Below are 12,120 nucleotides of genomic sequence, written 5' to 3'. Positions count from 1 at the left end.
GTAGCGTGGCCGCGGACGTGCAGGCCGGCCCCGGGGCGACCCCAGGGCGCGACCCAGGCACGTACGAGCCTCCAGGAACGAGTCGATGGAATTCCTCACCGAGTCCCCCGAGCTGATCATCGCGCTGGTGGTCGCCGCTGCCGGCCTCGTCGGCGGCGTCGGTCTCGCCCGCCGGCGCCGTGACGACGAACCGGACACGCCCGGGACGCAGGAGGGCGGCACCGACACGGCCGTCCTCGAGCGGCCCGAGGAGCACACCGGCAGCACCGACGCCGACACCGCGGTCCTGGAGCGGCCCGAGGCGCCGACGCCCACGGTCCCCGACACGCCGGCAGAGCTCGTCGAAGCACCCACGCCGGTGCTCACCCCCCGGGAACGCTTCCGGCTGCGCCTCACCCGCACCCGCAACGTGCTGGGCGCCTCGGTCGCCGACCTGTTCGGCCGCGGGCTCACCGACGAGGCCTGGGACGGGCTCGAGGAAGCCCTCATCACCGCCGACGTCGGCGTCACCGCCACCCTGGAGATCGTCGAGGACCTCAAGCGTCGTAGCCGCGAGGAGGGCGCCAGCAGCCCCGACGCCGTGCTGGACCTGCTGAAGGAACAGCTGCGCGGTGCACTCGGCGCCGGTGACCGCTCGCTCGGCCGGGCCACGGACGACGGCCCGACGGTCTGGCTCGTCACCGGCGTCAACGGCACCGGCAAGACCACCACCATCGGCAAGCTCGCCGCGGTCGAACAGCGCGACGAGCGGCAGGTCGTGCTCGCCGCCGCGGACACGTTCCGCGCCGCCGCCGCCGACCAGCTCGGCATCTGGGCCGACCGCACCGGCGCCCACCTCGTGCGCAAGGACGAGGGCGCCGACCCGGCCTCCGTCGCGTTCGAGGGCTACGCCGCCGCCGCCGAACGCGCCGCCGACCTGCTCATCGTCGACACCGCCGGACGCCTGCACAACAAGCGCGAGCTCATGGACGAGCTCGGCAAGGTCAAGCGCGTGCTGGAGAAGCAGGCCGGCCCGCTCGAGGAGACGCTCCTCGTCCTCGACGCCACCACCGGACAGAACGGCATCGCCCAGGCCAAGGCCTTCCTCGACGCGGTCGAGGTCACCGGCATCGCCCTCACCAAGCTCGACGGCTCCTCCAAGGGCGGCATCGTCGTCGCCGTCCAGCGCGAGCTCGGCCTGCCCGTCAAACTCGTCGGCCTCGGCGAGGACATCGACGACCTCGCACCCTTCGACCCCGACCTGTTCGTGGACGGCCTCTTCGACCAGCTCTGAGTTCTTTGCGGCCGGTTCCTCGCCGACCTCGACAGGGGAGCGGGCCGGGGCCGTTGCCGAACCGTCACCGGCCGCGGCGCGCGTTCGCTCCGAGCGGAACGGCACCGACGTGGCTATGCGCTGGCGGCGCGGAGGCCGGCCTTGCAGGCGCGCTCGAGGTGGACCTGGTCGCGCCAGCGGCGCCACAGGCCCAGCGGTCGCAGCTCCTGCCGCAGCTCGTCGAACGCGTCCGCCTGCAGCACCCCGTCGCGGACCTCGCCGCGCCAGCGCCGCCACCACGGTCGGTCCAGGTCGGGCACGTCCGCCCCGTGCTGCAGCAGCGCCACCGGCCCGTCGGGCAGCGAGGACACCAGCCGTGCCCCGACGCCCTCACCGGCGAGGTCGGCCGTGAACGCCCTGGCGCCGCCGGGCGCCGACGACAACGCCAGCGCGTCGCGGAACGGGTGCGTCGACACGTCCTCCAGTCGCGTGGCACGCACCAGGATGCGGGGCAGGTACCACCGGTGCTCGCTGCGCAGCAACGCGCTGTCGGCGAAGCGACGCGAGGGCGGGTACTTCGCGAGCTCCTGGGCCAGGAACTGCTCCTCGAACTCCTGGCCGCGCGGGTCCTCGTGCACGCTCACGTGCGCCCACGCGCTGACCGGCGTCCGGCCCTGGTTGAGGCTCGGGCAGGTCACCGCGAACAGCACCGCTTCGGCCGCCGCCAGCCGCTGGGCGAGATCCCACCGGTCATAGGTCAGCGCGACCACCGGATGGTCGCGTTGCACCAGTGGTACGACGGTCGCCGCGTCGGGCCGCCCATCGGGATCCAGCCAGGCGATCTCCGCGAACGGGGCGGCTCGCCAACCGCGTACCAACTGGTGTCTGGACACTCTGGACCACCGCCTAGTTGACGACGCACGCAACGATAGGGCAGGGTCCGCGTACGCCGCCGCGCGCATCTCCACGGGTGGGGGCTCGGTCGCATGGGAGCAGCCGGGCCGATGCAGCGGCCACGTTTGGGAGGTTTGCCGTGCCCGCAATCGTGGTGCTCGCCGTCGTCATGGGGATCTTCTTCCTCGGGTGGCGGTACTACTCGGTCTATCTGTCGGAGAAGGTCTACGTCCTCGACGACGCCAACGTCACCCCCGCGCACGCCCTGAGCGACGGGGTCGACTTCGTGCCGACCAACAAGCACGTGCTGTTCGGCCACCACTTCACCTCCGTGGCCGGCGCGGCACCCATCGTCGGCCCGGCGATCGCGGTGTTCTGGGGGTGGTTGCCGGCGCTGGCGTGGGTCGTGCTCGGGACCGTGTTCGCCGCCGGCGTGCACGACTTCGGCTCGCTGGTGGTCTCCGTGCGCAACAAGGCCCAGAACATCGGCACCCTGACGCGGACCGTGATCAACCCACGTTCGCGGACCCTGTTCCTGTGCATCATCTTCTTCCTGCTGACGCTCGTGAACGCCGTGTTCGCGGTCGTCATCGGCAACCTCTTCGTCGCGAACCCGGGGGCCGTGATCCCGATCGTGGTCGAGATCCCGCTCGCGATCGCCATCGGCCAGTACATCTACAAGACGCGCTCGAGCGCGCTCGTGCCGTCCATCGTCGGCGTGGTCCTGCTCTACGTCCTGATCCCGATCGGCGCCGCCAACCCGATCGAGCTCGACGGCTTCGCCGAGATGTTCGGCATCGGGCCCCGCACGATGTGGATCATCCTGCTGTTCGCCTACGCGTTCGTCGCCTCGCGCATCCCGGTGTGGGTGTTGCTGCAACCGCGTGACTACATCAACAGCCACCAGCTGTTCATCGCGCTCGGCGTGATCTTCCTCGGCCTGCTCGTCGGGCTCGACCGGATCGCGGCCCCGGCGATCAACACCGCCGTCCCCGAGGGCTCGCCCTCGTTCTTCCCGTTCCTGTTCGTGACCGTCGCCTGTGGTGCGATCTCCGGGTTCCACTCGCTGGTCGCCTCCGGCACCACCTCGAAGCAGTTGGACAAGGAGACCGACGCCCGCCACGTCGGCTATCTCGGCGCGCTCGGTGAGGGCTCCCTGGCCCTCGGAGCCATCCTGGCGACCACGGCCGGCATCACCGCCGTCGGGCTGACGTGGAACGAGCAGTACACGGACTTCGGCGCCGCCTCCGCCGGCGCCGTGGGCAACTTCGTGCAGGGCATCGCCGGCTTCGCCAGCCACCTCGGCGTGCCGGTCGAGATCGGGACGGTGTTCGCCGCCGTCGTGGTGATCTCGTTCGCGGCCACGACCATGGACACCGGTGTGCGCCTCCAGCGCTACATCATCCAGGAGATCGGCGAGATGGTCGGCACGACGGCCGACGGGCAGGACCGCGCCGGCGCGGCGGGCGGCTTCAAGCGCGCCACCGGCAACCTCACGACCGTGACGGCCCTGGCCGTGGCCGTACCCCTCGCGCTCGCCCTGGCCCCGGGCGGCGGCGACGCGGGCTACGCGTTCGGTCGTCTGTGGACGCTGTTCGGAACCACCAACCAGCTCACCGCGGGTCTCGCGCTGTCCGTCATCGCGGTCTACGTGACCCGTCGGGGCCGCAACGCGATGGCGCAACTGATACCGCTCACCTTCCTGCTGGTCATGACGGTGTGGGCGCTGATCCTGAACCTCGTCGACTTCGTGCGCGAGGGCGACTGGGTGCTCGCGCCGCTGGATCTGGCCATCCTCGTCCTCGCGCTCTGGCTCGTCGTCGAGGCGTTCCTCGGCATGCGTCGCGCCCGTGGCGAGATGGCCAGCGTCGACGAGACCGTCGCCCGATGAGCACCCGCAGCCGGCACCGGGTCCTGCTGGTCCGTGAGTGGGACCAGCAGACCACCGGTGCCAGCTGCTGCGGACGGCTGGACGGCGGGGGCGAGCTCGGTGGCGCGGCCGACTTCGCCCCCGCCCGGGCCGACATGGAGGCCATGGGCGCGGTCTACCGGCGGCTCACCGAGGCGCTGCCCTCGGCCGTGGACGTGCAGATCGTCGATCCCCGCAACATCACCTGGCTCGTCCCCGCGCTGGCCCGGGACGCCTGGCGGGCGCACCGCCGGGTCGCCGGGGTGATGCGCACCCTGCACCGCGGGACCGGCCGCGGTGCCATCGTCGTCGACGGCCGGGTCGTGTCCAGCGGTCCGGTGCCCGACGCCACCACCGCGCTCGGCCTGGTCCGCGCCGCGATGACGGCCGCGTGAACGTCCCGGCGGCACTGCGGCGGCTGGTGCACTGGCACGACCAGCTGTTCCTCGCGAAGTGGCGTTCGGGGCTGCAACGTGAGGCCCAGCGACAGGAGGACACCTTCGTGGCGCTCCTGCTGCTGTCCTCCTACGGGATCGACGACCCGGCCGCCTACCACACCCTGCCGCTGACGGCGGAGCTCGTCGAGTCGTTCCACCGCTGGCACCAGCGTGAGGGCCTCGACCGCTTCCCGGCCGAGGGCGTGTGCTGTTGAGCGCCGCGCGGCCGATCCGGCTCATCGGCGGCAAGGGCGGGGTCGGCAAGACCACGGTCTCCACCGCCCTGGCGGGCGCGTTCGCGGCCCGCGGCCGGCACACGCTGCTGGTGTCGACCGATCCGGCGCACTCGACCGCCGACCTGCTCGGGCTGCCGCTCGGCGGAGAGCCCGTGGCGGTGACCGATCACCTCGAAGCCGTCGAGATCGACCCGGAGGCCGTCGCCGACGCCTACGTCGAGGCCGTCCGGCGTGACGTTCACCGCGTCGTCAGCCCGGAGGTGCGCACGACGGTCGACCGGCACCTCGATCTCGCCCGTCGTGGCGCCGGCACGCTGGAGTCGGCCCTGCTCGACCGTCTCGCCGACCTGCTGGCGGGAGCAGGCTCCCGGTGGGAACGCATCGTGGTCGACACCGCGCCGACCGGGCACACCCTGCGGCTGCTGGCCATGCCCGAGGTGCTGACCGGCTGGATCCAGGGCCTGGTCCGCCAGCGCGAGAAGGCCCGCGGCGTCGACCGGATGCTGCGCAACCTCGCCGGCGACGAGACCGCCGCCGACGACCCCGTCCTCGAGCGCCTCCACGCCCAGCGCCAGCGCCTGGCGCGTCTGGCCCGCCATCTGCGTGACGAGGCGGTGGTCCATCCGGTGCTGATCCCCGAGCGGCTCCCGATCGAGGAGACCGTGCGGGCCGTCGCCGCGCTGGACGAGGCCGGGCTCACCGTCGGGGCCCTGGTGGTCAACCGCGTCCTGCCGCCCGACGCCGACGGGGCCTTCCTGGCGTCCCGTCGCGCGCAGCAGCAGGAGTACCTCGACGAGATCGCCCGCCGGTTCGCGGGGCGCGACCTCGTCCAGGTCCCGCAGTTGCCGCGCGACGTCAGCGACGCGACCGGGGTGGCCGAGGTCCGTGACGGGCTCATCCCGCTGCTGGCGGACTGAACCACGGACACCGGCCCCTGGCGGGACCGGTCGCCGCGCCGCATCGTGCCGGAGCCGCCGCGCCGTCGGCGCGCCCGGCGGACGTACCGCACCGCGGCGACCGTCACGCATCGTCGCCCAGGAGGAGCCGAGCCATGCCCCGGATCGTGCACTTCGAACTGCCCGTCGACGATCCCGACCGCGCCCGCGCGTTCTACTCGTCGGTGTTCGGCTGGAAGCTGGAGGGCTACGGCGACCAGCCGTACTGGTTGGCGACCACCGGCGAAGAGACCGAGCCGGGCATCGACGGCGCGCTCACGGGCCGTTCCGAGCTCGCCTCCGCACCGATCGTCGTGATCGGCGTGGAGGACCTGGACGCCACCGTGGGCGATGCCGTCGGGCACGGCGCCGAGCAGGTGCAGGAGAAGCTGCCCGTTCCCGGCATGGGCTGGACCGCCTACCTGCGCGACCCCGAGGGCAACGTCGTCGCCCTCTGGCAGTCGGACGAGGACGCCGGCTGACCGACCGGCGCCGTCGGCACGGGGCGGGCGTTCGTGCCCGGTACCGGCGGGCCGGTCGGCGCCGGCCGCTACCCTCGCGGGCCCACACCACCCACGGAACACCACGAGGCCCGCCCGTGTTCGACGCCCTGTCCAGCAAGCTCGAGTCCGCGCTCGACCGCGTCCGCGGCCGCGGGCGGCTCGACGCGGCGACCGTCGACGCCACGCTGAAGGAGATCCGGCTCGCCCTGCTCGAGGCGGACGTCAACTTCAAGGTGGTCAAGGGCATCGTCGAACGGCTGCGCGAGCGGCTGGTCGGCGAGGAGGTCTCCAAGGCCCTCAACCCGGCACAGCAGGTCGTCAAGGCCGTCAGCGAGGAGCTCGAGCGCGCCCTCGGCGGGCAGTCGGTCGGGCTCGAGCTCGCCGGCAAGCCGGCCGTGATCATGCTCGCGGGCCTGCAGGGTTCCGGCAAGACGACCGCGGCCGGCAAGCTCGCCAAGCTGCTGAAGTCCAAGGGCCGCCACCCGATGCTGGTCGCCTGCGACCTGCAGCGGCCCGCTGCCGTCCAGCAGCTGAAGATCAACGCGGATCGGGTGGGCGTCCACGTCTACGCACCCGTCACCTCCGGGGACCCGGTGCCGGTCGCCAAGGAGTCGATCGACAAGGCGCGCGAGACCGGCTGCGACGTCGTCATCGTCGACACCGCCGGCCGTCTCCACGTCGACCAGGAGCTGATGGCCCAGGCCGCCGCGATCCGCGACGCCGTGCAGCCGGACGAGACCCTGTTCGTCATCGACGCCATGATCGGCCAGGAGGCCGTCAACGTCGCCAAGGCGTTCCTCGACGGGGTCGGCTTCGACGGGGTGATCCTGTCCAAGCTCGACGGTGACGCACGCGGCGGTGCCGCGCTGTCGGTCCGTGAGGTCACCGGCAAGCCGATCAAGTTCGCCTCCATCGGCGAGAAGATGGAGGACTTCGAGGCCTTCCACCCCGACCGCATGGCGTCGCGCATCCTGGGCATGGGCGACGTGATGACGCTCATCGAGAAGGCCGAGGCGACCTACTCCGAGCAGGAGGCCCAGAAGGCCGAAGCCGCCCTGATGTCGGGCGACTTCACCCTGGAGGACTTCCTCGAGCAGATGCAGATGCTCAAGCGCATGGGCCCGCTGCAGGGCCTGCTGGGCATGCTGCCGGGGATGGGCAAGCAGCTGAAGGACGTGGACGTCGACGACCGCCAGGTCGCCCGCGTCGAGGCGATCATCCGGTCGATGACGCCCAAGGAACGGCGCGAGCCCAAGATCCTCAACGGCCGCCGTCGCAAGCGCATCGCTGCCGGCTCGGGCACCTCCGTGCAGGAGGTCAACCGCCTCGTCAAGCAGTTCGCCGAGGTGCAGAAGATCATGAAGTCGGCCTCGAAGATGGCCGGCATGCAGGGCATGAAGCCCAAGGGTGTGAAGGGCGCGAAGGCCCAGGCCGCCGCGCTGCGGCAACTGCAGTCCGGCGGGGGCCTGCCGGGCGGCATGCCGGGTCTGGGAGGCGGCGGCGCCGGCGGCGGGCTCGGTGGCTTCGCCGGCCTGCAGCCTGCGCCGAAGAAGGGCAAGCGCCGCTGAGTCCGGCGTCCGCCGGTCGGCCTAAGGCCCGTTCCCGCGGTCCGTCGAGCTGGCCGCGTCCTGGCGGCGGTGACGGCGGTTCAGTACGACACCGCCGACGAGCAGGCCGACCATGACCAGGCCGGCGAGGACGAGCACGAGCAGTCCCAGTATCCCTATGGCCACCGACATCCCGACCCGGCGTGCGGCGCGCCGGTCGCGCTGCGTCGGTCCGGGAGGCTAGCGGTGCGCTCGCGCACGGGACCGGCGGTCGGGTAGCCTTCCTTCCGTGCGCGCGGCTCGAGCCCCGCTCCTGTCGCGCCCGACCTCCCTGGCGATCTCCGCCCCGCCGCCCGTGCGCACGATGTCGACGCGTCGGTCCGCGAGGGTCCGGATCGTCCCGCCAACACCGGCACGTCCCGCGTGCCGGTCACGTCCACAGGAAGCATCCATGGCTGTCAAGCTCCGCCTGCGCCGCGAAGGCACCACCAAGCGGCCGTTCTACCGCGTCGTCGCCGCCGACTCCCGCTCGCCCCGCGACGGCCGCTTCATCGAGATCATCGGCCAGTACCGCCCGCTGGAGAACCCGTCGGGCATCGAGATCGACAACGAGCGCGCCGTGTACTGGCTGCGCAACGGCGCCCAGCCCACCGAGGCCGTGCAGAACCTGCTGCGCATCTCCGGTGCCTGGGAGGAGTTCAAGCCCGGCGACGCGCCGAAGCGCGACCGCTCGGCACAGAACGAGCAGCCGAAGCTGTCGAAGAAGGCTCGGGCCAAGGCCGCGGAGGCCGCCGAGGCCGCCGCGAGCGCGGAGCCCGAGGAGGCCACGGAGGGCGGCGAGTGAGGGCCGAACGCGTCCTCGAGTTCGTCGCCAAGCAGCTCGTCGACTACCCCGACGACGTCCGCATCGAGGTGGACGAGGACGACCGTGAGGTCGTCCTCGAGCTCCACGTCCACGAGGACGACCTCGGCAAGGTCATCGGCAAGCGCGGTCGCACCGCCAAGGCGCTGCGCAGCCTGGTGAAGGCCGCCGGCTCCCTCGACGACGAGAACGTCACCGTCGAGATCGTCGACTAGGCGTCCGCGTCACGGCGCGCGCCCGCAACGAGCGAGCGCCAGCGAGCGAGACAGGGGACCCGGCGGTCCCAGCCGGGGGGCAACGAGCGAGCGCCAGCGAGCGAGACAGGGGACCCGGCGGATGAGTGACCTGGTCGTCGTGGGCCGTGTCGTGAAGGCACACGGCATCCGTGGCGAGGTGGTCGTCGAGGTGCTCTCCAACGTCCCCGGCCGGTTCGACGCCGGCGCCACGGTGTTCCTCGCCGGCACGCGGCGGACCATCGCCGGCAGCCGCCCCCACCAGGGGCGGCTGCTCGTGCGTCTCGACGGCGTGCCCGACCGCACCGCGGCCGAACTGCTGCGTGGTGCGTCGCTGGAGGCACCGGCCGCCGACGTCTCGGACGAGGACACCTACTACGCCCACGAACTGGTCGGCATGGCCGTGGTGGGGGAGGACGGCGCGGCGCTCGGCGTCGTGCGCTCCCTCGTCGAGCTGCCCGAGGCGGCCGGCTACGACCTGCTCGAGGTCGCTCGCACCGACGGCAGCACGTGGTTGCTGCCGGCCGTCGACGACTACGTCGAGGTGGAGGACGCGCCCGACGGTGGGGAGCGGCTGCGACTGGTCGACCCGCCGGCGGGCCTCGTCGACGGCGAACCCGACGTCGCGGCGCCGGATGCGGACGGATGAGCGCACCCGCGATGCGCATCGACGTCCTGACGATCTTCCCGGACTGGTTCCAGGGCCCGCTGACCACCTCGCTGCTCGGCAAGGCCCACGCGGCCGGGACCCTGGACCTGCGCGTCCACGACCTGCGGTCGTTCACCACCGACCGGCACCGCACGGTCGACGACGCGCCCTACGGCGGCGGCGCCGGGATGGTCATGCGCCCGGACGTGTGGGTGAACGCGGCCGAGTCGGTCTGGAACGACTTGCCTCCCGAGGCCACCGCCGGGGGCACGGACGCGCCCGCCGGTGCGACGCACGTGGCCGGCGGTGCGCGGCCGCGAACCCTGCTGCTGACGCCGCGCGGGCGGCCGCTCACCCAGGCCTACGCACGTGACCTGGCGGGCGAGCCACGCCTGGTGCTGTGCTGTGGTCGCTACGAAGGCATCGACGAGCGTGTCCACGACCTCGTCGCCACCGACGAGGTGTCCATCGGCGACTACGTGCTGTTCGGTGGCGAGGTCGCCGCGGCCGTCGTCATCGAGGCCGTCACCCGCCTGGTCCCCGGCGTGATGGGCAACGCCGCCTCACCGGAGGACGAGTCGTTCTCCTCGGGGCTGCTGGAGTATCCGCACTACACCCGCCCGCCCGTGCTGCGCGGGCACGGGGTCCCGCCCGTGCTGACCTCCGGCGACCACGGCGCCGTGGAGCGCTGGCGCCACGAGCAGGCGCTCGCGCTGACGCGGGAACGCCGGCCAGACCTGCTCGAGGACGGCCGCGCCGAGCCGGCCGGCGATCCGGGCGGGCGGCCGCCGGCGGGTTGACCGATCACGGGCGAGGGCCGTATCCTCGCTCGCCGCAGCGCACGCTGGCTGGTCCGCCCGCGCTCGCACACGCTTCCGTCCCGGCACGTCGCCTCGGAAGCCACCCACCCACCGGCCGTACGGCGTCACACGCCACGCCTCGGACCGGTGACGCACTCGCCAGCCGTGTCGCGCCACCCACCACACCGACGGGAAACTGCCATGAACAAGGTCGACGTCGTCGAGAAGTCGCGTCTGCGCGACGATGTGCCCGACTTCGCGCCCGGGGACAACGTCAAGGTCCACGTCCGCGTCGTCGAGGGCACCCGCTCCCGCATCCAGGTCTTCGAGGGCGTCGTGCTCGCCCGCAAGAACGGTGGCCTGCGCGAGACCTTCACGGTCCGCAAGATCTCCTTCGGCGTCGGCGTGGAGCGCACCTTCCCGGTCCACAGCCCGGTGATCGAGAAGATCGAGGTCACCCGCCGGGGCAAGGTCCGTCGCGCCAAGCTGTACTACCTGCGCGACCGGGTCGGCAAGAAGGCCCGCATCAAGGAGCGTCGCGAGGCCGTCTGAACGCGACCCCGCGTGTTCGCGAACGAGGGTGCCGCCGGCCGCGGCACCCTCGTCGCATGTCCGTCCCCCCGCACGCCCGGCGGCGGCCTCGCGGCCGCCGCGGCCCGCGACGGTAGGCTTCGTGCTTCATGGCTGATCGCGATCATCGCGCCGTCGACGGCGCCTCGAACGACCCCTCGGACCTGCTCTTCGGCGGTCACGGGCGCGAGTCGACGTACCCCGCGGCCGGCCACACGCCCGCCGACGCGGCCGTGCCACCGACGGCCGGTACCCACCCGGGAGCCCCGCCCACGGCCGACGTGACCGGGCCCGAGGAGCCGGCCGCGGAGCCCCCGTCGCCACCGGCCGGGCCGGCCTCGTCACCGTCCGGACCCGCGTCGCCAGCGTCGCAGCCGCCCGCACCGGCCTCGGAGCCGTCCGGCCCGGCAGCCCAACCGAGGGGGCCGGCGGAGCACGCCGAGGCCGAGCGCCTCCACGCCGACCCGTCGTCGCCGACGCCGACGCCGACGACACCGGCCGGCGAGGCCGACGCGGCCGCCGCCGCACCCTCGGACCAGCGCCGGCCCCGGCGCAGCGACGGCCCACCTCCGGGCGACGACGCGGACAACCCGCCGTTCGCGTCGGAGGTCCCGCGCCGTCGCCGCAGTGACGACACGGAGGACGGCAAGGGCGGTGGTGCCGGGTCGTTCTTCCGGGAACTGCCCGTCCTGCTGCTGATCGCCTTCGTCCTCGCCTTCCTGCTGCGCACCTTCGTGCTGCAGGTGTTCTACATCCCGTCGACCTCGATGGCGCCGACCCTGCAGATCGATGACCGCATGGTGGTGGAGAAGCTCACCTACCTCGCTCGCGAGCCGCGCCGGGGCGAGGTGGTCGTCTTCGAGGGCGAGGCCTTCGACGACCCCACCCTGGACACCGGGACGCCGGCGCGCATCGTGCGTGGTGTCGGGCAGTTCCTCGGCGTCGTCCCGGCCAACGCCCGCGACTTCGTCAAGCGCGTCATCGGCCTGCCCGGCGACGAGGTGGTGATCGAGGACGGCCAGGTCTTCGTCAACGGCGAGGCGCTCGACGAGCCCTACGTCGTGTACCCGGACCTGTCCGACTACGGGCCGGTCACCGTCCCCGAGGGGCACCTGTTCTTCCTCGGCGACAACCGCCCGAACTCCTCCGATTCACGCCGCTCGCTCGGGATGGTCCCCGAGGACCACGTCGTCGGGCGCGCCATGGTCATCATCTGGCCGATGTCCCACGCCGACCGGCTCACGGGGGTCGAGCACGACGTCCCCGACGTCGCATCCGGCACCGAGTGACTCG

Annotated in this window: 14 protein-coding genes; 13 read left to right on the top strand and 1 reads right to left on the bottom strand. The window is 72.7% G+C overall.

Annotated elements, in window-relative coordinates; all coding sequences use genetic code 11:
- Positions 1–85: 85 nt before the first annotated feature.
- The gene (gene ftsY / locus ACERM0_RS13895) at positions 86–1,273 is read left to right on the top strand and encodes a signal recognition particle-docking protein FtsY (RefSeq protein ID WP_373679201.1); all 1,188 of its coding nucleotides are present in this window, start codon (positions 86–88) and stop codon (positions 1,271–1,273) included.
- 113 nt (positions 1,274–1,386) lie between these two features.
- Here the strand turns inward: ftsY and ACERM0_RS13890 are convergent, their stop codons facing one another.
- A complete protein-coding gene (locus ACERM0_RS13890; RefSeq protein ID WP_373679200.1) occupies positions 1,387–2,145 on the bottom strand; it encodes a hypothetical protein in 759 nt (252 codons plus the stop codon).
- A 140-nt stretch (positions 2,146–2,285) separates the two neighbouring features.
- Between ACERM0_RS13890 and ACERM0_RS13885 the strand changes: the two genes are divergently transcribed.
- The 12 genes from ACERM0_RS13885 to lepB all read left to right on the top strand — a co-directional run bounded on the left by ACERM0_RS13885 (position 2,286) and on the right by lepB (position 12,116).
- Positions 2,286–4,037 (top strand): carbon starvation protein A, encoded by a 1,752-nt coding sequence (locus ACERM0_RS13885; RefSeq protein ID WP_373679199.1) that lies wholly within the window; start codon positions 2,286–2,288, stop codon positions 4,035–4,037.
- Complete coding sequence (locus tag ACERM0_RS13880) at positions 4,034–4,450, top strand: hypothetical protein (RefSeq protein ID WP_373679198.1); 417 nt, start codon at positions 4,034–4,036, stop codon at positions 4,448–4,450. The genes ACERM0_RS13885 and ACERM0_RS13880 overlap by 4 nt, the downstream gene beginning before the upstream one ends.
- Entirely contained in the window at positions 4,447–4,707 is a 261-nt protein-coding gene (locus ACERM0_RS13875; protein ID WP_373679197.1) for a cory-CC-star protein, read from the top strand. Before ACERM0_RS13880 ends, ACERM0_RS13875 begins: the two co-directional genes overlap by 4 nt.
- A complete protein-coding gene (locus tag ACERM0_RS13870; RefSeq protein WP_373679196.1) occupies positions 4,704–5,645 on the top strand; it encodes an ArsA family ATPase in 942 nt (313 codons plus the stop codon). The genes ACERM0_RS13875 and ACERM0_RS13870 overlap by 4 nt, the downstream gene beginning before the upstream one ends.
- A 134-nt stretch (positions 5,646–5,779) precedes the next feature.
- The gene (locus ACERM0_RS13865) at positions 5,780–6,145 is read left to right on the top strand and encodes a VOC family protein (RefSeq protein WP_373679195.1); all 366 of its coding nucleotides are present in this window, start codon (positions 5,780–5,782) and stop codon (positions 6,143–6,145) included.
- Positions 6,146–6,261: 116 nt separating this feature from the next.
- Complete coding sequence (ffh, locus tag ACERM0_RS13860) at positions 6,262–7,734, top strand: signal recognition particle protein (protein WP_373679194.1); 1,473 nt, start codon at positions 6,262–6,264, stop codon at positions 7,732–7,734.
- A gap of 430 nt (positions 7,735–8,164) precedes the next feature.
- Positions 8,165–8,557 carry a 30S ribosomal protein S16 gene (rpsP, locus tag ACERM0_RS13855; protein WP_373679193.1) on the top strand — a complete coding sequence of 131 codons (393 nt, stop codon included), beginning with the start codon at positions 8,165–8,167 and terminating at the stop codon, positions 8,555–8,557.
- Positions 8,554–8,790: a KH domain-containing protein gene (locus ACERM0_RS13850; protein WP_325234847.1), complete on the top strand. Its 237-nt coding sequence runs from the start codon at positions 8,554–8,556 to the stop codon at positions 8,788–8,790. Before rpsP ends, ACERM0_RS13850 begins: the two co-directional genes overlap by 4 nt.
- A gap of 121 nt (positions 8,791–8,911) precedes the next feature.
- Positions 8,912–9,457 carry a ribosome maturation factor RimM gene (gene rimM / locus ACERM0_RS13845; RefSeq protein WP_373679192.1) on the top strand — a complete coding sequence of 182 codons (546 nt, stop codon included), beginning with the start codon at positions 8,912–8,914 and terminating at the stop codon, positions 9,455–9,457.
- 11 nt (positions 9,458–9,468) lie between these two features.
- Positions 9,469–10,257, top strand: a complete 789-nt coding sequence (gene trmD, locus ACERM0_RS13840; RefSeq protein WP_373679264.1) for a tRNA (guanosine(37)-N1)-methyltransferase TrmD — start codon at positions 9,469–9,471, stop codon at positions 10,255–10,257.
- Positions 10,258–10,458: 201 nt separating this feature from the next.
- Positions 10,459–10,809 carry a 50S ribosomal protein L19 gene (rplS, locus tag ACERM0_RS13835; RefSeq protein WP_373679191.1) on the top strand — a complete coding sequence of 117 codons (351 nt, stop codon included), beginning with the start codon at positions 10,459–10,461 and terminating at the stop codon, positions 10,807–10,809.
- 128 nt (positions 10,810–10,937) lie between these two features.
- Positions 10,938–12,116 (top strand): signal peptidase I, encoded by a 1,179-nt coding sequence (lepB, locus tag ACERM0_RS13830; RefSeq protein WP_373679190.1) that lies wholly within the window; start codon positions 10,938–10,940, stop codon positions 12,114–12,116.
- Positions 12,117–12,120: the final 4 nt, after the last annotated feature.

Origin of the sequence: Egicoccus sp. AB-alg2, assembly GCF_041821065.1 — a bacterium.
Taxonomy (GTDB): domain Bacteria; phylum Actinomycetota; class Nitriliruptoria; order Nitriliruptorales; family Nitriliruptoraceae; genus Egicoccus.
This window is presented reverse-complemented; position numbering and strand designations above follow the sequence as displayed.